The organism is Rhizobium sp. 01N48, assembly GCF_056399145.1.
Window position 1 is genome coordinate 420,092 of the sequence record NZ_JBFTQT010000002.1, and the last position, 19,445, is coordinate 439,536.

19 protein-coding genes are annotated in these 19,445 nt (G+C 61.0%); 14 read left to right on the plus strand and 5 right to left on the minus strand.

Features of this window, described 5'->3' with window-relative positions; genetic code table 11:
- Positions 1 to 36: 36 nt before the first annotated feature.
- The gene (locus AC1DOG_RS05605; protein WP_018896831.1) at positions 37 to 747 is read left to right on the plus strand and encodes a transcriptional regulator NanR; all 711 of its coding nucleotides are present in this window, start codon (positions 37 to 39) and stop codon (positions 745 to 747) included.
- Between the two features lie 117 nt (positions 748 to 864).
- Here the strand turns inward: AC1DOG_RS05605 and AC1DOG_RS05610 are convergent, their stop codons facing one another.
- From AC1DOG_RS05610 to AC1DOG_RS05620, 3 genes are read right to left on the minus strand one after another with little or no spacing between them, the layout of a single operon-like run.
- On the minus strand, positions 865 to 2,499 hold the full coding sequence (locus AC1DOG_RS05610; protein ID WP_477927043.1) for a GMC family oxidoreductase: 1,635 nt from the start codon (positions 2,497 to 2,499) through the stop codon (positions 865 to 867).
- Positions 2,500 to 2,512: 13 nt separating this feature from the next.
- Complete coding sequence (locus tag AC1DOG_RS05615; RefSeq protein WP_112943302.1) at positions 2,513 to 3,040, minus strand: sugar dehydrogenase complex small subunit; 528 nt, start codon at positions 3,038 to 3,040, stop codon at positions 2,513 to 2,515.
- Between the two features lie 50 nt (positions 3,041 to 3,090).
- On the minus strand, positions 3,091 to 4,461 hold the full coding sequence (locus AC1DOG_RS05620; protein WP_477927044.1) for a c-type cytochrome: 1,371 nt from the start codon (positions 4,459 to 4,461) through the stop codon (positions 3,091 to 3,093).
- 366 nt (positions 4,462 to 4,827) lie between these two features.
- On the opposite strand from AC1DOG_RS05620, the gene AC1DOG_RS05625 reads away from it, so the two are divergent.
- On the plus strand, positions 4,828 to 5,733 hold the full coding sequence (locus AC1DOG_RS05625) for a LysR family transcriptional regulator (protein WP_112943301.1): 906 nt from the start codon (positions 4,828 to 4,830) through the stop codon (positions 5,731 to 5,733).
- Positions 5,734 to 5,767: 34 nt separating this feature from the next.
- Here AC1DOG_RS05625 and AC1DOG_RS05630 read toward each other — a convergent pair whose 3' ends face one another.
- The gene (locus tag AC1DOG_RS05630; RefSeq protein WP_112819943.1) at positions 5,768 to 6,055 is read right to left on the minus strand and encodes a hypothetical protein; all 288 of its coding nucleotides are present in this window, start codon (positions 6,053 to 6,055) and stop codon (positions 5,768 to 5,770) included.
- 356 nt (positions 6,056 to 6,411) lie between these two features.
- Between AC1DOG_RS05630 and AC1DOG_RS05635 the strand changes: the two genes are divergently transcribed.
- Entirely contained in the window at positions 6,412 to 7,401 is a 990-nt protein-coding gene (locus tag AC1DOG_RS05635) for an aldo/keto reductase (protein WP_112943300.1), read from the plus strand.
- A 75-nt stretch (positions 7,402 to 7,476) separates the two neighbouring features.
- On the opposite strand, the gene AC1DOG_RS05640 is transcribed toward AC1DOG_RS05635, so the two are convergent.
- Positions 7,477 to 8,370 (minus strand): LysR family transcriptional regulator, encoded by an 894-nt coding sequence (locus AC1DOG_RS05640; protein ID WP_112819939.1) that lies wholly within the window; start codon positions 8,368 to 8,370, stop codon positions 7,477 to 7,479.
- 130 nt (positions 8,371 to 8,500) lie between these two features.
- Here AC1DOG_RS05640 and AC1DOG_RS05645 point away from each other — a divergent pair, with 130 nt between their 5' ends.
- The 11 genes from AC1DOG_RS05645 (at position 8,501) to AC1DOG_RS05695 (ending at position 19,049) form a co-directional block, all read left to right on the plus strand.
- The gene (locus tag AC1DOG_RS05645; RefSeq protein WP_112943299.1) at positions 8,501 to 9,694 is read left to right on the plus strand and encodes an MFS transporter; all 1,194 of its coding nucleotides are present in this window, start codon (positions 8,501 to 8,503) and stop codon (positions 9,692 to 9,694) included.
- A 22-nt stretch (positions 9,695 to 9,716) separates the two neighbouring features.
- Positions 9,717 to 10,547 carry an aldo/keto reductase gene (locus tag AC1DOG_RS05650; RefSeq protein WP_112943298.1) on the plus strand — a complete coding sequence of 277 codons (831 nt, stop codon included), beginning with the start codon at positions 9,717 to 9,719 and terminating at the stop codon, positions 10,545 to 10,547.
- A gap of 145 nt (positions 10,548 to 10,692) precedes the next feature.
- Entirely contained in the window at positions 10,693 to 10,788 is a 96-nt protein-coding gene (gene pqqA, locus AC1DOG_RS05655) for a pyrroloquinoline quinone precursor peptide PqqA (RefSeq protein ID WP_018896842.1), read from the plus strand.
- 44 nt (positions 10,789 to 10,832) lie between these two features.
- Positions 10,833 to 11,747: a pyrroloquinoline quinone biosynthesis protein PqqB gene (pqqB, locus tag AC1DOG_RS05660; protein WP_112943297.1), complete on the plus strand. Its 915-nt coding sequence runs from the start codon at positions 10,833 to 10,835 to the stop codon at positions 11,745 to 11,747.
- A complete protein-coding gene (gene pqqC, locus AC1DOG_RS05665) occupies positions 11,719 to 12,501 on the plus strand; it encodes a pyrroloquinoline-quinone synthase PqqC (RefSeq protein ID WP_051110751.1) in 783 nt (260 codons plus the stop codon). Before pqqB ends, pqqC begins: the two co-directional genes overlap by 29 nt.
- Positions 12,501 to 12,794 (plus strand): pyrroloquinoline quinone biosynthesis peptide chaperone PqqD, encoded by a 294-nt coding sequence (gene pqqD / locus AC1DOG_RS05670; RefSeq protein ID WP_112819931.1) that lies wholly within the window; start codon positions 12,501 to 12,503, stop codon positions 12,792 to 12,794. Before pqqC ends, pqqD begins: the two co-directional genes overlap by 1 nt.
- A complete protein-coding gene (pqqE, locus tag AC1DOG_RS05675; RefSeq protein ID WP_477927045.1) occupies positions 12,794 to 13,921 on the plus strand; it encodes a pyrroloquinoline quinone biosynthesis protein PqqE in 1,128 nt (375 codons plus the stop codon). Before pqqD ends, pqqE begins: the two co-directional genes overlap by 1 nt.
- A 226-nt stretch (positions 13,922 to 14,147) precedes the next feature.
- Entirely contained in the window at positions 14,148 to 15,188 is a 1,041-nt protein-coding gene (locus AC1DOG_RS05680) for an ABC transporter ATP-binding protein (protein WP_113168351.1), read from the plus strand.
- 28 nt (positions 15,189 to 15,216) lie between these two features.
- A complete protein-coding gene (locus AC1DOG_RS05685; RefSeq protein WP_112819925.1) occupies positions 15,217 to 16,179 on the plus strand; it encodes an ABC transporter substrate-binding protein in 963 nt (320 codons plus the stop codon).
- 28 nt (positions 16,180 to 16,207) lie between these two features.
- The gene (locus AC1DOG_RS05690; RefSeq protein ID WP_112943296.1) at positions 16,208 to 17,887 is read left to right on the plus strand and encodes an ABC transporter permease; all 1,680 of its coding nucleotides are present in this window, start codon (positions 16,208 to 16,210) and stop codon (positions 17,885 to 17,887) included.
- Positions 17,888 to 18,080: 193 nt separating this feature from the next.
- Entirely contained in the window at positions 18,081 to 19,049 is a 969-nt protein-coding gene (locus AC1DOG_RS05695) for a 3'-5' exonuclease (protein ID WP_112943295.1), read from the plus strand.
- Positions 19,050 to 19,445 lie beyond the last annotated feature (396 nt).

The window sequence follows — 19,445 nt, forward strand, 5'->3', positions numbered from 1 at the left end:
GCATAAAGGAGGGATATTGTGAGCCAGCGAGACACCATGAACCAGCCAATCGAACAGATCGTGCGTCGCAAACTATCCGATGAGGTTTTCGATCGGCTGGAGAGGATGATCACCTCGGGCGAGCTTCGCCCCGGTGACGAAATGCCTTCGGAGCGGGTGCTGATGGAGCGCTTCGGGGTTGGAAGGCCGGCTATCCGCGAGGCGATGCAGTCGCTGGCCAATATGGGCCTGGTCAACATCTCGCACGGAGAGCGCGCCAAAGTTCTGCAGTTGACCGCAAGATCGATTTTCCGCCAGGTGGACCTGACGGCGAAGATCATGCTCGCGCAATCGGCCGACTCGCTCGATCACCTCAAGAGCTCACGCATCTTTTTCGAGCGCGGGATGGCGCGCGAGGCGGCGGTCAAGGCCACGCCTGCCGATATCACCGATCTTCGCGATATCATCGAGGAGCAGCGTCGCTCGCTCGGCAACGCGGAAGACTTCATCGCCGCCGATATGCAGTTCCATACGCGGATCGCGCAAATCTCGGGTAACCCGATCTTCGTTGCCGTCAGCGAGGCGATGCTGGCATGGCTGAAGGCCTATCACACAGACATGCTGATCTGGACCGGCAAGGAGAAGTTCACGCTGGTGGAGCATGAGCAGATCCTCGACTGTCTCGCTGCCAACGATGCGAATGGTGCGGAAGCGGCGATCTTGAAACACCTTGAGCGCTCTAGCGCGCTCTATACCAACCGCGACTGACGTCGCTTCCATCGGCGAATACGAAAACAGCGACCTGCCTGCCAGGCGGTCGCTGTTTTCGTTTTGAGATGCGAAAGGCCCCGACCATTGCGGCCGAGACCTTTTTGAGTGCTGAAATCAGATCTCCTTGATCAGCTGCTCGGCAATACGCACGCTGAGCGCCGCACCCGTCAGTGTCGGGTTCATGCAAGAGGCCGACGGCATGACGCTGGTGCCGGCGATGAACATGTTCGAGTGGTCATGGGTGCGGCAATCGCGGTCGACGACTGAGTCCTTCGGATCGTCGCCCATGCGGGTCGTGCCCATGACGTGCTGACGGTTTTGCCACTTCACGTCGGTCGACAGGACCTCGGCGTCGAGCAGCTGGGCAATCTTGTTCAAATCTTCCAGGCCACGATCGCGGCCGGCATTCCAGTAGTCGGTGACCGAGTAATAAAGCACCGGAACCGGGATGCCGAGCGCATCGAACTTGGTCTTCGACGGCGTGACGCGGTTTTCGGCCAGCGGCAGCGGCTCGAAATCGATCGCCCAGTTCAGCGAGCGGGCCGAGTACTTGCGGATCTGCTCGTCGAGCTTGGAGCCCATGATGCCCTTTTTGATGAAGCCTTCGGTCATCTGGGCTGTCGGTACCGTATTGCGCACCTTGATCTTGTAGCTCGGGTAATCCTTGCGGAAGGCGCCGTCACGCTGGTTGAGATAGACCAGCAGTTCGGTCGGGCCTTCGCCCGGCCACATGTCCTCCTTGGTCAGCATGTTCATGCTGATGCCGGTGTGGTCCATGAGGTTGCGGCCGACCTGATCCGACGAATTGGCGATGCCGTTCGGATACTTGTCCGAGGTCGAGATGAGCAGCAGCTTGGCGGACTCGATGCCGTAGGCGGCAAGCACGAAATAGCGCGCCGTCAGCCGGTGCTCGGAATTGTCGGGCTTCTTGTACCAGACCGCAGTGATCTTGCCGTCGTCGCCCGCTTCCACCTTGTAGACTGGCGAGTTGTCGAGCAGCTTGGCGCCATGGCGTTCGGCTTCGTCGATGTGCATCGAGCCGTCATACTTGGCGCCGATCGGACAGACCGGATTGCAGTTGTTGTTGCCGGCGCAGACCGGGCGGTTGCCGTAGGGGCGCGAGGCGCGGCCATGCGGCTCGAGTACCGGGTTGAAGCCGCCGACCGAGAGCTTTTCAGCCAGCGTCGCGAACATGTAGCTGGAATTCAGCTGCTTCATCGGGAAGGGCATGGAACGAGGCGGCATCGRACCACCGCCCTGGCCGCTTTCGTCCTGGCCGTCCATGCCTGTGACGCCGAGCTCCAGCTCGGCCTTGTTGTAGTAGTCTTCTAGATCGTCATAGCCGATCGGCCAGTCGCGGCCGCGACCGTAAAGCGACTGGATCTTGAAGTCGTTCGGAATCATGCGCCAGAGGGCCGAACCGAAGTGCCAGGTCGTGCCGCCGACAACGCGCAGGTAGGAGGTGTTGTATTTAACCGGGCCTTCATACTGCAGATAGTCGCCATAGGTGGATGGCGCCCAGGGCATGCTGGGGAAGGGGGATCCGGCGCCCTGCAGCTTGGCGTTCGCCAGCGAGAGCTTGACCGGAGCGTTGCGGAAGGTCTCAACGATCTCGCGGCGATCGACACGCGGACCGGCTTCGAGAATGATCACCTTCTTGCCGGCTTTGGCGAGCTGTGCGGCGACGATGCCGCCCATGACACCCGATCCGATGACGATCAGGTCCGCATCATATGCGTCGTTTGCCATTGTCTATATCCTGTCAGATCTTGCTGCCGGGCTTCGGTCCCCAGGCGTTCGGGCCGGGACCGTAGGTCGGAATGGGAAGGAGGCCCTTGGTCGGGCGGTACATGAGCGATTTCTCGTAGGTGATGAGTTCCGCGTCCTCTGGGTCGCCGACCACGCCGAGATACCAGGCGGAGACGAGCTTCGCGGAAGTCTTCATCTCGGGCTCGGCGGGCTTTGTCGCGAGAAAGCTGTCCATGTCCTTGGCGCCGGACTGGCTCACGGCCTGCTGCAGGGCGGCGATGTCTGCTTTCAGCGTCTTGCTGCGCTTGGAGAGTGCTGCAAGGAAGCGTGCGCCGAGCACGGGGTCGAGTTCGTAGCCGGTCAGGAATTCGGAAAGCTTGGTGAAGCCCTGGACGTCATCGTCGGCCGCGAACGCCGATACTGGTGCTGCAAAGGAGGAGAGGGCGGCCAGTCCCCCGACGGCCACGGTGGCGCGCAGGAGGTCTCGGCGGTGGAGGGGCCGGCTCATGAGAGAGCCCGCATTGTTCGGGTCGATTGGCATCGCTGATATCCTCGATGAGGTAGTCAGAACTGGGAAAAAGGGTGAAATGGTCAGGCGTGGGCCGGCTGCCGCCTGCGGCGAGCAACGAGTAGCGCGATGACGAGTGCAGCGAGGATCAACGCCACGGCAAACGCCGGAACGATGAACGGTGCAACCGCTGCCAATACCGGCTTTTCTCCACCCTCGCGGACACGCAGGACATCTGCTGCGGTGACGGTCACCTTGCCGTTGCCGAAATGGCTCAGCACATAGTTGCTGACATCGGCGACGTCCTTGTCGGAGAGGCGATCGGTGTAAGACGCGTTCTCACCGAAGGCCGGCATGAATGTCGGAACGCCGTCGATCGTGCGCGACAGGCCGAACAGGATCGTTGCGATCAGGTTGTCCGGGTTATTGCCGCCGGTTGCGGTATTGTGAAAGAGCGACGGATAGTGGTCGTTGCCCTCGCCATCGACCTGATGGCAGGCGGCGCAGGAGCCGCTGAAGATATGGAAGCCCTTCTCGGTAACGGCCTGGCCAGGCAGGCCACGTAGATCGAGTTCGGCTGTCGAGGGCTTGCCGACATCATAGCGCGGCGTGGCTTCGCCAGTGGTGATCGGCTTCGTATCCTTCAGATAAACGACGAGCGACTTGAGGTCCGCCTCGGTCAAGTGCTGCATGCTGTGCTCGATGGCTTCCGCCATCGGGCCGGCTGCCTGCGCCTTGCCGACGACATGGCCTGTGCGCAGATACTGCACGAGTTCCTCGTCGGACCAGCCGCCGATGCCATCAACCTTGTCGGAGGTGATGTTCGGTGCGAACCAAGAGCCGATGGACGCGCCCGAAAGCGCCCGGCTTCCGCTTTCCGCCATAAGGAGATTGCGTGGCGTGTGGCAGGTGCTGCAGTGCTCGAGAGCCTCGGCCAGATAGGCGCCACGGTTCCACTCGGCGGACTTGGATGCATCCGGCTGGAAGCGATCCTTGTCGAGGAAGAGCAGGTTCCACACCGACATAGAGGCGCGGATGCTGAACGGGAATGGCAGCGCCGTCTTCTCCGGCGCGTGATCAATCGGCTTCACGTCCTGCATAAAGTAGGCGTAGAGCGCGGAGATGTCCTCGTCGGAGAGCTTGGCGTAGGCCGTGTAAGGCATCGCCGGATAGAGATGGCTGCCATCCTTGGCGACACCGTTGCGAACGGCGTGAGCGAAGTCTTCCTCGCTGTATGTGCCGATGCCGTCGGTCTTGGATGGCGTGATGTTGGTCGAGAAAATCTTGCCGAGCGGCGATTCGATCGCATAGCCGCCGGCAAAGGGCTGCCCGGAGTTGGGCGCGGTATGGCACGCGGCGCAATCGGCCGCGGTCGCCAGGTAGCGGCCCTTGGTGATCAGGTCGGTTGGCGTCGCCGTCTGATCTTGCGCGGAGGCTGCGCCAGTGATGGACACCAGCGCGGAGAGACAGAGTGCGATCGATCGCAGGCGTTTAAAGTGAGGCCGAGAGATGGCGGTATGCAAATGCATTATCGACGTGCTTTCATCAAGCATGAATAAACGACAACAGGCTTTGCATCACCTCCCACGAGCGTAGCCGATCCACGTCGCCGCGAGGACATATGTGAAAAACGTCGATTCAAGCCAATGTAAGAAAAGCAAATCACTGAACTTGCTTTGCTAAATCGCTCTAAATGAGGATATGGCTTTATGCGTCGACGTGTCACGCTCGCGACTTGGCAATCGTCATAACCGCGCTATGCTGCGTTTGAAAATCAATTTGTCATACAAACAGTTTTCACAGAAAATGAAAGCGGAACCGTGAAATTCGACCTGATTGACTTACGCATATTCCTGGCTGCGGTCGACGGCGGTAGTCTGACAGCCGCCGCTCGTCAGAACAATGTCGTCGTGGCGGCCGTAAGTGCGCGCCTGAGGCGTCTTGAGGAGGCGTTCGATCTCGAGCTCTTCGAACGTACTGGACGGGGGATCAAGCCGACCTTGGCGGGCGAAATGCTGGCAAGTCATGCCCGTCAGATACTGGACGACGCCCGCCGGATCGAGGCCGACCTCGACGCTTTCGCCGATGGCCGCAGCGGTCATGTCAGGTTGCTGTCAAACACCAATATGCTTGCAGAGCATTTGCCGCAGGCGCTTGGCGCCTTTCTTGCAGCAAGCCCGGATATCAGTGTCAGCGTCGAGGACAAACCGAGCCTCGAGGCGGTGAACCTACTGAAGCAGGGCCAGGCCGATATCGCGATTGTTGCCTCCTCGGCCGATATGACCGGGCTCGAGCGGTTTCGTTTCGTTCCCGACCGGCTGGTGCTGATCGCGCCGCGCGATCTCGACGTGCCGTTCGATGCTGTCGCGTTTCCGCGCATCCTGGATTTCAAGCTAGTTGGCCAGCAAGGCAATCCGGCCTTGATGCAGTTTCTAGGGCGTCAAGCGAACGAGCTCGGACGCACACCGCATTTCCGGCTGTTGATTGCAGGATTTGAAGCGACGTGCCGGGTTGTCGAACAGGGAGCTGGTGTGTCGATCATTCCAGAGAGTGCTGCACGACGCTACGCACACTTCATGAATCTCAAGGTCGTGCCAATCTCGGAGCCTTGGGCGGATCGCGAACTATACGTTTGCGTCAGAAACGAAATGCAGCTTCCAGGCTATGCGAGGATGTTACTGGCGCATCTGAAACACTACGTGCAAACGTTTGATGATGGCCGTTGAAAGTTGCCGTCATATCTTCGAAGCTATGCCAGATTCAGTGGAGCGTCAGCGTCTCTGGGCGATGTGGGTCGCGGAATCGGAATTGCTCGATCAGTGTCATGGCTTGCTGCAGCAGGAACTCGGCTGCCTTGAGATCGGTGTTCGCAAGGCCATGCACGCTGCCGCGAATTGTCGAAGCAAGGTCACCTGAGCTCGCCGCAAAACTTGCGTTGCCTTCGATTAATGCCTCCTTGGCACTTGTCTCCAGCGCATCGGCAACAGCGGCCAATATGTCCCGCCGTTCGCGGACACTCATCTGCACAATCGTCTTGGATCCCTTCATGATGGACGACCCTCCCTTCTGAAAGGCGTGCGGTTACTGCAGCCAATAATGCTTGATGTAGGCGCAATCGTCGGTTCATCAATGTGCCACCGTTTCTCCTTGCACGCGTTGGCTCCGACTGGGCAACCCAGCTGCGGTCCCTGCTTCCTCATCGGTTCTTCCATGCGTACTCATGAGCCGCAGATATAAGTCCATGCGGAGATCATGGTCTAATGCGGTCGCGGGTTCGGTGGTACTTTTAGGGTGCAGGAATATCTGGAATGCCCGGACAGTGAGAATGAAGCTCATCGTTTGCCGGAGGCACTCCTGTTTAATACCGACGTGAGACGGCGAGCGCCGTCCTGAAGGAGCGTAATATGGAAAAGCGGATACTTGGAAAAAGCGGACTGGAAGTCTCTGCCCTCGGCTTTGGCTGCATGGGCCTGAACTTCAGCTATGGCCATGCGCTGAGCACCCAGGAGAGCGTGACATTGGTGCGCCAGGCCGTCGAGCGCGGCGTGACGTTTTTCGACACCGCCGAGGTCTATGGACCTTATACGAATGAAGAGATCGTCGGCGAGGCGCTCCGGCCGATGCGTGACCGGGTGGTGATCGCCACGAAGTTCGGCTTCAATATCGTTGATGGCAAAATGGCCGGCGTCAACAGCCGCCCCCAGCAGATCCGCAAGGCGGCCGAAGGTTCGCTGAAGCGCCTCGGGGTCGATGTCATCGACCTGCTCTACCAGCACCGCGTTGACCCCAACGTGCCGATCGAGGACGTCGCCGGCACGGTCAAGGATCTGATCGCGGAAGGCAAGGTGAAGCATTTCGGCATGTCCGAGCCGGGCGCACAGACGGTCCGCCGCGCCCATGCGGTGCAGCCGGTCGCCGCGCTGCAGAACGAATATTCGCTGTGGACGCGCGGGCCGGAGACCAACGGCATTCTCGAAGCCTGCGAGGAGCTTGGCATCGCGCTGGTTGCCTACAGCCCGCTCGGCAAGGGCTTTCTCACCGGCGCTATGAACAAGGACACGAAGATCGGCGAAGGCGATTTCCGCAAGATGCTGCCGCGCTTCACGCCGGAGGCGATGGAGAAGAACCAGGCGCTGATCGATCTCATGAAGCGCATCGCCGAGGACAAGAAGGCTACGCCGGCGCAGATCGCACTGGCCTGGCTGCTGGCCCGGAAACCCTGGATCGTGCCGATCCCCGGCACGACGAAGCTGCATCGCCTTGAGGAAAACCTCGGCGCGGCCGAGGTGGCACTGAGCGCCGACGATCTCGCGCAGATCGAGACGGCTGCCGCCGCAATCCAGGTCGAGGGCGAGCGTTATCCGGAGCAGTTGATGAAGACGACCGGTCTTTAAGATACGAGCCCGGAATTGGAACTTGGAAACGGCGTGCCTCGGGTGCGCCGTTTCCAAGTTGGCTGACGCTCGCGGCTAGATCCGCTCGGCGAGAAAGTCGATCAAGGCCCGGATCCGACTCGCGAGATGCGGGTGGCCGGGATAGACGGCGTGGATATGCTCGATATCCTCGGGATTGAACGCTTCTAACACCGGCACCAGACGGCCTTCGTCGATATGCTCCTGCACGTGAAATGCGCCCACCCGGATCAGCCCAACGCCCGCGAGGCAGAGACTGCGAATGGTCGGCCCGTTATTCACTTCGACATTACCGTGGACCGCTTTCAGGAAGGTCTGCCCTGTTGCGGGGTCCCGAAACGGCCACTCTTCCCAGGTTTGCCGGAAGTTGAACGTCATGCAGTTGTGCCGGTCGAGATCGGCGGGCTTTTCGGGATTGCCCATGCGCTCGAAATAGCTCGGTGCCGCCACGACCACGCGCCGGCTGTCCATCAGCTTGCGGGCCTTCATCGAGGTGTCGCGAAGATTGCCTGAGCGGATCGCGACATCGGCGCGTTCCTCGACGATGTCGATGATCCCGTCGGTCAGTGAAAGGTCGAGCTGGACGTTCGGATAGCGGGTCAGAAATTCCGGGATCAACGGCACCACATGACGAACGCCGAAGGCGACCGAGGCGCTCACCCGCAGACGTCCGCGCGGTGCTGCCTCGCCGCCTGTCGAAACGATCTGCTCGGCTTCCTTGATATCCTCGAGAATGCGCTGCGCGCGCTCGAGATAGACCTCGCCTTCCTGCGTCAGTTGCAGGCTGCGCGTGGTTCTGACGATAAGGCGGGTCTTCAAGCGTTCTTCCAGCCTGCTCACAAGCTTGCTGACCGCCGAAGGCGACATGCGCAGCAGGCGTCCGGCCGCCGAAAAGCTCTGCAGTTTCGCTGTATGCACGAAGACCTCCATCTCGCCGACGGTATTATCCACTGCTCACTCCTGTGAATTCAATTCATAACTATTGAGGCAATGTAGCTGCTTATCGAGATAATGTCAGTGGTCCATATTGCCGCCATCCCAAATCGCCGCTTGTCCGGCATCGTCACTGGATGGATTAACAATGCCCCTTGCCCTGTTTGCCTTAACCGTCGCGGCCTACGCGATCGGCACGACGGAATTCGTCATCGTTGGGCTCCTGCCCACCGTCGCCAATGATCTCAACATCGATCTGCCGCTCGCTGGCCTGATCGTCAGCGTTTACGCGCTCGGCGTTACCTTCGGTGCGCCTGTTCTGACCGCGCTCACCGGTCGCCTCGATCGCAAGCTGCTGCTTCTCGGCCTTATGGCGCTGTTCATTCTCGGCAATACAATGGCAGCGCTCAGCCCAGGCTACGCGCCTCTGCTTGTCGCCCGCGTTCTCTCTGCCTTCGCGCACGGCGTCTTCTTCTCCGTCGGCTCGACCATCGCCGCCGATCTCGTTCCCGAGAATAAGCGCGCCTCGGCGATTGCCATGATGTTCATGGGTTTGACGGTCGCGATCGTGACAGGCGTTCCCCTCGGCACGCTCATCGGTCAGACCTTCGGCTGGCGCGCGACATTTGCGGCTGTCGCCGGTCTCGGCGTCATTGCCTTCGCGGGTCTATGGATCCTTCTGCCGGCAAACCTCAAGAAGGCGCCGGCGGCAACGATCGGCGAGCAGGTCAAGGTTCTCGGCAGCGGCCGTCTGCTGATCGTCTTCGCCATGACTGCTCTCGGCTACGGCGGTACCTTCGTCACCTTCACTTTCCTGGCCTCTATCCTCGAGCAGGTCACCTTTTTCCAGGCCTCGGCCGTCAGTCTGATCCTGGTGCTCTACGGCATCGCGATCGCCATCGGCAATATCGCCGGCGGACGCCTCGCCAACCGTGATCCGATCAAGGCTCTTGCCTGGCTCTTCACCGCGCAGGCCATCGTTCTCGCCATCTTCAGCTTCACCGCCGTGTCGCCTTGGCTGACGATCCCGACGCTGGCCGCCCTTGGTTTCCTGTCTTTCGCAAATGTGCCTGGCCTGCAGATTTACGTCGTGAAGCTTGCCGGCGTGGTCCGTCCGGCAGCGGTCGATGTCGCCTCGGCCTTGAACATCGCCGCCTTCAATCTCGGCATCGCGGCGGGCGCCTGGGTCGGCGGCCTCGTGGTTGCCTCTTCGCTCGGCCTTGGGGCCACGCCGTGGGTCGGCGCCATCTTCGTCGTCGGCGCCCTCATTCTCACGCTCTGGAGCGGCTCGCTCGACCGCCGCGCGCTTGCTTCAACCAATACCGTCGCTTCCGCGGCCTGATACTATCGAAAGGAAAATCCTCATGAAACTCGTCAACGCCAATGGCGCTTCCATCCCCGCGCTCGGATTCGGCACGTTCCGCATGGAAGCCGCCGATACCGAACGGATGGTCTGCAATGTGCTGAAGACCGGCTACCGCCACGTCGACACCGCGCAGATCTATGGCAACGAAGCTGCCGTAGGCCAAGGGATCGTCTCGTCGGGTGTCGCCCGCGCTGATATCTTTCTCACCACCAAGGTCTGGGTTGCGAACTACGAGCGCAGCGCCTTCCTGGCCTCCGTCGATGAAAGTCTGTCGAAGCTGAAGACCGACTATGTCGACCTCCTGCTGCTGCATTGGCCGAACACCGTCGTCAGCCTGGAAGAGCAGATCGCCTCGTTGAATGACGTCGCCAAGGCAGGCAAGGCGCGCCACATCGGCGTCTCCAATTTCAATACGACGCTGATGAGGGATGCCGCGCGTCTCAGCGAACGGCCGCTTGCCAACAACCAGGTCGAGTATCATCCGTATCTCGATCAGCGTCCGGTCATCGAGGCCGCGCGCGAGGTGGGCTTGTCGCTTACCGCCTATTACGCGATGGCCGATGGCAAAGTTTTGAGCGACCATGTTCTAGCCGACATCGCCTCAGCGCATGGCCGCTCGATCGCGCAGATCGTGCTTCGCTGGATCGTGCAGCAGGGCTTCGTTACGCTGTCGAAGACCGTCTCGGAAGCGCGCGCTGCAGAGAACGCCGCGATCTTCGATTTCGCTCTGAGCGATGAGGACATGGCGCGCATCCATGCGCTTGCTCAGGCCGACGGCCGCATCGTCAGCCCCGACGGTCTGGCGCCTGAATGGGACCCGGCAGCCTAATCTGGCCGCTTTGCCCGCCCGATCTCGCGATTGTGATGGCCTTGCGACATTGGGCGGGCAGCCATGCTGAAAACGCTATTGCAGTGCAGCATGAGTGGGCCTAGGTGAACCCTTGTAAGACAAACCAGCATGAATGGAGACACACATGTCTTGGCACGCCCCTAAGTTCATCGAAGTCAGCTGCGGTATGGAAATCAACCGTTACGCTCCTGCCGACGGCAACGAACCGATCCTCTTCTAAGGTCGGCTAAATCCAATTTGACTTGTAATGTTTGAGGTCCGCGCGTGACAGATTCATCTGGCTTTCGCGGTCTGGTTCTTGGGGCCGCCGCGGGCGGCGGCCTTCCGCAATGGAATTGCGGTTGCCAGAATTGCCGCCTTGCGCGCGATCCGGCATCCGGTGTCAGGCCACAATCGCAATCATCGCTCGCCGTCAGTCTCGATGGCCACAGCTGGGCGGTTTTAAACGCTTCTCCCGATATCAGGCAGCAGATCATCGACAATAGCGCGCTGCATCCCAAGGCGCTGCGCGACAGTCCGATCAAGAGCGTGCTGATCACAAACGGCGATATCGACCATCTGGCCGGCCTGTTGATTCTGCGCGAGAAGCAGCCGCTGGACATCTTCGTGACGACGGCGATTGCCGGGGTCATCGACGACAACCCCGTCTTCCGCGCCCTTGATCCCGCCTTTGTGAAACGTCACACGATAACGCTCAAGCAGCCGTTTTCGCTACTTCCGGACATTGAGGCCCGGTTGTTCGCTGTCCCCGGCAAGGTGCCGCTGTTCATGGAAAACGGCGAACCCGAGCTGAAGCTGGAAGGCGAGCAGACTGTCGGCGTCGAGCTGATCGCAAAGGGCAAGCGCGTCTATTACATTCCAGGCTGCGCCCACATCAGCGATGGCCTCATCGAGCGGATCGACGGCGCCGACGCCTTGTTCTTCGATGGCACCGTGTTCACCGACGATGAGATGATCACGCTCGGCGTCGGCCAGAAGACCGGGCAGCGCATGGGCCATATGGCGATCAGCGGCCCCGATGGCAGCTTAGCGGCCCTGTCGAAGCTCGATATCGCCAAGAAAATATACGTCCACATCAACAACACCAATCCGATCTGGCGGGCCGGGCCCGAGCGCGACATGCTCGAGGCGAGCGGCTTCCAGATTGGCCATGACGGCATGGAGATCGACTTTGACTGAAGCACCTGACCGGCAGGCATTCGAAGCGCGCCTGATGGCGATCGGCGCGGATCGTTATCACGACAAGCACCCGTTCCACAAAATGCTGCATGGCGGCCAGTGCACCATGACGCAGGTCCGCGCCTGGGTGATCAACCGCTATTGCTACCAGAGCCATATCCCCATGAAGGACGCCGCCTTCATGTCGCGCCTCACGGATGCCGACATGCGCCGCGCCTGGCGCTCCCGCATCGAGGATCACGATGGTGGGCTCACCGAAGGTGGCGGCATCCGGCGCTGGCTAAAGCTCGCTGAAGCCGTCGGCCTCGATCCTGACTATGTGGCTTCCGGTCGCGGCATCCTGCCCGCCACGCGCTTTGCCGTCGAAGCCTATGTTCACTTCGTGCGCGAAAAGCCGCTGCTTGAGGCCGTCGCTTCATCGTTGACGGAGCTTTTCGCGCCGAAGATCCATGCCGATCGTATCGCCGGGCTGTTGCAGCATTACGCCTTCGCTGACGATCAGGCGCTCTCCTATTTCCGTCAGCGGCTGAACGAGGCGCCCGTCGATGTCGCTTTCGGCCTCGCCTATGTGCTCGACAATGCGAACACGCTGGAGAAGCAGGACGCGGCGGCAGCGGCGTTGACGTTCAAGACCGAGGTGTTGTGGGCGCAGCTCGATGCGCTACATTTCGCCTATGTTACGCCGGGCCTGATCCCACCGGGTGGCTGGGACGGTCGCGAGGGCGTGATCGGCGAGCTCGAGGAGATCGCGTGATGAGCGAAGACACGGTCGCGATAACCGGCAGCATGGTCGTCAAGCTGGCCCGTGGCGTGCGTTTGCGCCACGATCCGGTGCGCGGGCAGACCGTTCTGCTTGCACCTGAACTGGCGATGGCGGTGGATGAGATCGCCGTGAAAATCATCGAAGCGCTCGATGGCGAGCGCAATCTTGACACGATTGCCGACGACTTCGCCGCCGAATTCCAGGCGCCGCGCGAGCAGATCGCGACCGATGTCCTGGCATTCATCCGCGAGCTCGCCAATCGTCGCATGCTGCAGGTGTTGTGATGGGCGTCGAGGCAAGGGTCGTCAAGCAAACGGTTGCTCCGCTATCTTCAGTAGCGCCGCCGCCGATGGCACTGCTCGCAGAGCTAACGCATCGCTGTCCGCTTGCCTGCCCCTATTGCTCCAATCCGCTGGAACTCACGGGCATCAAGGAAGAACTGTCGACCGAAGAGTGGATCCGGGTCTTCCAGCAGGCTGCCGAAATGGGCGTCCTGCATCTGCATCTCTCTGGCGGGGTGCCGGCCTCGCGGCGCGATCTGGTCGAGCTGACGGCAGCGGGTGCAGCCGCCGGTCTCTATACCAATCTCATCACATCGGGTGTCGGCCTGACCGAGAAGCGCCTGCTCGAGCTCGCCGATGCTGGTCTCGACCACGTGCAACTCTCGCTGCAGGGAACGAACCCCGCGAGCGCCGATCGCGTCGGCGGCTATAAGGGCGGCTACGATCGCAAGATGGCCGTCGCCGCCTGGGTCAAGGCAAGCGGCATACCGCTCACGGTCAATGCCGTCTGCCACAAACAGAACATGGATCAGTTGGACGACATGCTCGATCTCGCGGTGAAGCTCGGCGCCCGGCGTATCGAGATCGCCACCGTGCAGTTTCACGGCTGGGCCGAAAGAAACCGCGCCGCACTGATGCCGACGCGAGAGCAAGTCGAGCGGGCAAACAAGACCGTCATCGAGGCCCGCAAGCGGCTGGAAGGCATTCTCGTCATCGACTATGTGCCGGCCGACCACCACTCGTCCTATCCCAAGGCATGCATGGGTGGCTGGGGACGGATCGGCCTGAATGTTACGCCGTCTGGCCGGGTTCTCCCCTGCCACGCAGCGGAGACGATCCCCTCGCTGACCTTCGATAATGTTCGCGAGAAGTCGCTGTCCGATATCTGGTATCACGGCTCCGCCTTCAACGCTTATCGCGGCGAAGATTGGATGCCGGAGCTTTGCCGAAGCTGCGACCGCAAGGCGATCGACTTCGGCGGCTGCCGCTGCCAGGCAATGGCGCTTGCCGGCGATGCCAGCGCAACCGACCCCGTCTGCATTCGCTCGCCGCTGCGCGACGCACTGACATTGCAGGCCGACAAGGATGCGGCGGCTATCCCTGGCGAGTTCGTCTATCGCGGTCGATAGAGGGTTGACCTCAAGCTTTGCGAAATCACACGCCGTCGGAAAACCGGCGGCGCGGATCGCGACTGCCCGCTGGAATACGGGCGGTTTGCCGTCCCACAACTCTGTGATGTCATACATCCCACGTTAACAATTGTGTCACGAAAGTGTCATTCCGTCTGACTATAAGCGGCTAAATTTCTTTCTGTTGATAGTCATGATAACCAATTTTTCTGCACAACCAGCCGCCGTGTCGGTGTCGGGTCTCAGCCTCCATTTTGGCTCAAACACGGTACTTAACAACGTCGATCTCTCGCTTGAGAAGGGCAAGGTTCTCGCGCTGCTCGGCCCGTCCGGTTGCGGCAAGACCACGCTTCTGCGCCTGGTGGCCGGCCTCTTGGCGCCGAACAAGGGCAGCGTAAAGATTAACGGAAGTGTGGTGGCCGATGCCGCTGGCGGCCTGTTCGTGCCGCCGGAAAAGCGCGGCCTCGGCATGGTGTTTCAGGACTATGCGCTCTGGCCGCATTTGAGTGTCGCAGACAATATCGCCTTCCCGCTGGAGATGCGCGGTGTCAGTCGCAAGGATTGTAAGCGGCGTGTCGCGGCAGCTCTTGAACGGGTCGGCCTCGGCGGTTTCGGCGCCCGGCGCATCAGCGACATGTCGGGCGGGCAGCAGCAGCGCGTTGCAATCGCCCGCGCCATCGTCGCGGAGCCGGCACTCGTCCTTTTCGACGAGCCCATGTCGAACCTCGACCGCGAGCTTCGCGAGACCATGGTGCGCGAAATCGGCGCGCTGATGTCGGATCTCGGCCTTACCGCAGTCTATGTTACCCATGATCAGAGCGAGGCGTTCTCACTGGCCGATCAGGTTGCCGTGATGCGCGGTGGCGTCATCGAGCAGATGGCGTCGCCCGAGACACTGGTGAGCGCGCCGGCGACGCCTGAAGTCGCTGAGTTCCTGCGCTTAGGCTGCGTTGTTCCTGTTTTTCGCGAGGAGAGCGGCCTTCGTCTCAACCAAACCGGTATCGTCCTCAAGGATGACTATGCCCCCGCTGGCGCGACCCATGTCTTGCTGCCGTCTCAGGCCGTTCGCCTGACATCGGGGGAGGGATTGCCCGCCGAGGTCGTCCACTCGCAGTTTCGTGGCGATGGCTATCTGACCACGGTTACGCTGGGCGCCGGGCCGGCTGCAAGCGAACTCACATTCCTGGCGCGCCAGCGCGCTGTCACAGGTGAGGTGGTCAACCTCGCCATCGATAGCGCGAACATGCGCTGGTTCACGCGTAACTGAAGCATATCAAACGCTTATGGAGGCACATATGAGCAGATCATTTCTTGGTGCGGGCTTCGCCCTCATCGCCGGCATACTCGCGGCAGGCGTCGCCCACGCCGACATCACCGTCTACTCTGCCGGCCCGGGTAGCCTGATCGAGAAGCTTGCTGCAGGCTACACCAAGCAAACCGGCCACAAGGTCGAGGTGTTCCAGGCGACGACGGGCAAGATCATGGCGCGCATTGAAGCCGAAGCAGCCAATCCGGTTGTCGACGTGCTGATTTCGGCATCTTGGGATACGGCGACCGACTTTACCAAGCGCGGCTGGCTGGTTTCCTACACGAGCCCGAACGCTGCCAAGGTTCCTGACTTCCTCAAGTCCGAGACGGCAGTTGCCCAAGGCGTTTCCGCGCTCGGTATCGCCTGGAACCCCGCAAGCAATACGCCTAAGCCGACCGAATGGGCCGACCTCGCAAAGCCGGAATACAAGGATCTCGTCAACCTGCCGGATCCCGCGCAGTCGGGTGCAAGCTTCGAACTGGTGGCTGCGCTTGCCGGTAGCCAGGGCTGGGACCTCTTCTCCAAGCTGAATGCCAACGGCGCCGTTGTCGCCGGCGCCAATGCCGAAGCGCTGAACCCGGTTCTGCAGGGTGCCAAGGCAGCCGTATTCGGCGCGGTCGATTACATCTCGCTCGCCGGCAAGGCAAAGGGCGAAACGATCGACGTCATCTTCCCGGCTTCGGGCACCGTCGTCGCGCCGCGCCCAGCAATGATCCTTAACTGGTCGAAGCATCAGGATGAAGCCAAGCAGTTCATCGACTACATGCTGTCCGACGAAGGCCAGAAGTTGGTCGCCGCCACCTACCTGATGCCCGCCCGCAGCGACATCCCGGCCAACCGTCCGCTGGTTGCCGATCTCAAGGTACTCCAGATCGATGCCGCTGCCGTTTACGGCAAGCGCGACGAGACGCTGAAGGAATTTGGCAAGATCTTCGCCGCCGGCAACTGAGACTGAAGAAGAATCGAGACTGAAGAGCATGAAAGCGAACGGCGCAGCCGGCACCGGGCCGATAGTATGGGTGGCGACATCGGGTTTGATTATCGTCGTGGCCGTGCCGTTCGTCTTCATTGTCCTCCAGGCGATTTTCCCTGAACTGGGGCGGAGTTCTCTTGCCGCCCCGTTCCTGCACCTTCCCGAGATGCTATCCGATCCCAAGCTTTTGCGAATGGGGGGCAATTCGGTCATTCTCGGCATCTGCGTCATGATGGCAGCCGCGTTGCTGGCCGTGCCGCTTGCGGTTTTCCGCGCCTTGTTCAAGGTGCCCTTTGCGATCTTTTGGGACGTGGCGCTGCTCGTTCCCTTCATGATCCCGCCCTATATTGCGACGCTCGGCTGGATCATGACATTGCAGCCGCGCGGCTATCTGCAGCAGCTGACCGGCTTTCACCTCGCCCCCTTTCTGTTTTCCCTGGCGGGGATGACGACGGTGATGGCGCTCAACACGTTTCCGCTGGTCTACTTCGCGGTCTCGCGCACAATTGAAGCTGTCGGAGCGCGTTATGCCGACGTGGGCCGCGTGTTCGGCGCCTCTTCCTGGCGCGCCTTCTGGCGCATTACGCTGCCGCTTTCGACGCCGGGGCTGGCCGCCAGCCTGCTCCTCGTCTTCGCGGCGGCGATCGAGGAATATGGTACGCCGGCAGCGCTTGGGCGGCGATCCGGCTTCGACGTTCTGGTAACTGAGATCGATCTGCGCATTTCAGACTGGCCCATCGATCTTGCGGGCGCCGCCGTCTTTTCGCTGATGCTGGTGATACTGTCGCTTGCCGCCTTCATGGCGCAACGGTGGATCCTCGCCCGCCGCTCCTATGTGACCACGGGCGGCAAGCCGCAAGCCAAGGATAAGCGCCCGCTCGGAATTCTGACCATTCCGGTTCTCATCCTTTTCGGTCTCGTAACGCTGCTTGCCACCGTGATCCCGCTTCTGGCCATCCTGGCGACCGCGCTATCGAATACTATCTCCGGCGGTCTGGCCGTCAGCAATCTCGGCCTCTCCAATTTTGCCGCGATCGCCGATAACAGCGCCGGTGCCTTGCGGGCGCTTGGCAACAGCTTCGCGCTCGGATTGGGCACGGCGCTGCTCACCGGTATCCTCGGCGCCGTCTCGGCCTATGCGGTGGCAAAAACCCGGTTCCGCGGCCGAATGATGCTGGATTTTCTAACAGCCTTGCCGAACGCCTTACCCGGCGTGGTCGTCGCCGTGGGCCTTATTTTGGCGTGGAACCAGCCGGTGTTACCGATCACGCCCTACAATACACCGCTTATACTGCTTCTTGCCTACTGCTGCATACTGCTCCCGCAGCCGATGCGTTACACCACCGCGGCGCTGCATCAGATCGGCGACAATCTCGAAGCCGCCGCGCGCGTCTGCGGCGCTGGCGCCTTCACGGCGTTTCGCCGCATCTTGCTGCCGCTGATCGCGCCGAGCCTGGTCACGGCTATGCTGCTTGTGTTCGCTGTCGCCACCCGCGAGCTCGTCGCGTCGATCTTGGTCGCGCCTGTCGGTATGCAGACGATTTCGGTATTTATCTGGCGGCAGTTCGAGCAGGGGTCGATCGGTCTCGGCATGGCAATGGCCTTCGTCACCGTCGTGCTGACCACGCTGATCCCGCTGGTTCTGCTGTCGCTTCTAAGGCGCAGCGGGCTTGTGGCGGAGTAAATGGGCATTGTGCCTGGTCCTTTGGTGCGCGAGATTTTTTCCACAGCCTTCGTGAGCTACGTCGGCATCAATCGGCTTCGGTTGCTGTTTATTCTTGCCGATCGGTGCAATTTCCCCATTGCTCTTACGGGTATATCAACTCGATTCGTTCGTTTTGGCGGCGGAACGGGGGCGGTGGCAAAGATCAGGGACAATGGCAGAACAGTTCGACATGTTCTCGGGCGGCGCAAGCCAGTCCTCCGGACAGACCCCGCGCAAGGGACCGCTGAAGAGCCATGCTGCTGGCGAAATCAGCGAGCAGACGATGGTCGATCGCCTGGTCGAGACGGGTCGTTATCGGATTTTGAAGAAGCTTGAGCCGCGCACCGTGGCCGCGATGCCGCGCGCCGGCTTTCCGCTCCGTGGCGTTATCCTCGACACTGAAACCACAGGTCTCAGTCACCGCAAGGATGAGATCATCGAGATTGGCGTCATCGCGTTCAGCTTCGACCACGATGGCAATATCGGCGACGTCACGGGCGTTTACGGCGGCATGCAACAGCCAACGGTGACGATACCGGCCGAGATCACCAAGCTGACGGGTATCACCGACACGATGGTCGCAGGCCAGGAGATCGATCTTGCGGCGTTGAAGGCCCTGATTGAGCCGGCCGACCTGATCATCGCCCATAATGCCGGCTTCGACCGGCCATTCTGTGAAGCCTTCTCGCAGATTTTCGCCGGCAAGGCCTGGGCCTGCTCCAATGCCGAAATCGACTGGTCGGCCCGCGGCTTCGAAGGGACGAAGCTTGGCTACCTTGTCGGACAGGCGGGTTATTTCCACGATGGCCACCGCGCGGTCGACGACTGCTTCGCGTTGTTCGAGGTGCTTGGCCAGAGTGCGAGCCCCGGCACCGCGTTTTCGGAGCTCTATGCGGCCAGCCAGCATGCGCGCGTGCGCATCTATGCCGAAAATAGTCCTTTCGACATGAAGGATCATTTGAAAGCTCGCGGTTACCGCTGGTCGGACGGAAGCGACGGCCGTCCCAAGTCGTGGTGGGTCGAGGTCGATGAGAACGCCTTCGAGGATGAGCTCTCCTTTCTCCGGTTGGATATCTACCGCTGGCCGGACGCCGATCCGCCAACCCGTCGCCTGACGGCCTTCGATCGTTTCAGAGCGTAACTCCCCCAATATCCCAGGGCGGTGGACTTCTGCATTTCGTGCATGGCGGTGTGATCCACTGTCACTTTCTCGCACAATACCGCAGCGGCATCCGTGCTTTTGCTCGTGCTTCCGCAGTCTTCTAGGCCCTCAGTAGAGCATTCGAAGTCACAACGCTCGCTCCTAGCAGGCGTTTGTTCGTTTCGCGCCGGGCGCCAGCCTCCAGCGCGGGCCGGCGCGCTAGGCGATGCCGTCCTCATAACCTTGCCAAAGCCGCAGGTCGTTGACGGTTGACATGATTGGCAGGGGTCGTTGCCTTGAACGAAGGAGAGCAGATATCGGTGACGGCCGGTATTGTTCGTTGATCGCCAAAAGGAGGGACCTTGCACCGCAAGTTTGGACATTCGCCCTGTCTAA

Bases quoted from the DNA above. Each gene is read 5' to 3' on its own strand.
- AC1DOG_RS05605 (WP_018896831.1), top strand. From the start codon at position 37: ATGAACCAGCCAATCGAACAGATCGTGCGTCGCAAACTATCCGATGAG.
- AC1DOG_RS05615 (WP_112943302.1), bottom strand. From the start codon at position 3,040: ATGCCAATCGACCCGAACAATGCGGGCTCTCTCATGAGCCGGCCCCTC.
- AC1DOG_RS05630 (WP_112819943.1), bottom strand. From the start codon at position 6,055: ATGAAGGGATCCAAGACGATTGTGCAGATGAGTGTCCGCGAACGGCGG.
- AC1DOG_RS05635 (WP_112943300.1), top strand. From the start codon at position 6,412: ATGGAAAAGCGGATACTTGGAAAAAGCGGACTGGAAGTCTCTGCCCTC.
- AC1DOG_RS05645 (WP_112943299.1), top strand. From the start codon at position 8,501: ATGCCCCTTGCCCTGTTTGCCTTAACCGTCGCGGCCTACGCGATCGGC.
- AC1DOG_RS05650 (WP_112943298.1), top strand. From the start codon at position 9,717: ATGAAACTCGTCAACGCCAATGGCGCTTCCATCCCCGCGCTCGGATTC.
- pqqA (WP_018896842.1), top strand. From the start codon at position 10,693: ATGTCTTGGCACGCCCCTAAGTTCATCGAAGTCAGCTGCGGTATGGAA.
- pqqC (WP_051110751.1), top strand. From the start codon at position 11,719: ATGACGGCATGGAGATCGACTTTGACTGAAGCACCTGACCGGCAGGCA.
- pqqD (WP_112819931.1), top strand. From the start codon at position 12,501: ATGAGCGAAGACACGGTCGCGATAACCGGCAGCATGGTCGTCAAGCTG.
- pqqE (WP_477927045.1), top strand. From the start codon at position 12,794: ATGGGCGTCGAGGCAAGGGTCGTCAAGCAAACGGTTGCTCCGCTATCT.
- AC1DOG_RS05685 (WP_112819925.1), top strand. From the start codon at position 15,217: ATGAGCAGATCATTTCTTGGTGCGGGCTTCGCCCTCATCGCCGGCATA.
- AC1DOG_RS05690 (WP_112943296.1), top strand. From the start codon at position 16,208: ATGAAAGCGAACGGCGCAGCCGGCACCGGGCCGATAGTATGGGTGGCG.
- AC1DOG_RS05695 (WP_112943295.1), top strand. From the start codon at position 18,081: ATGGCAGAACAGTTCGACATGTTCTCGGGCGGCGCAAGCCAGTCCTCC.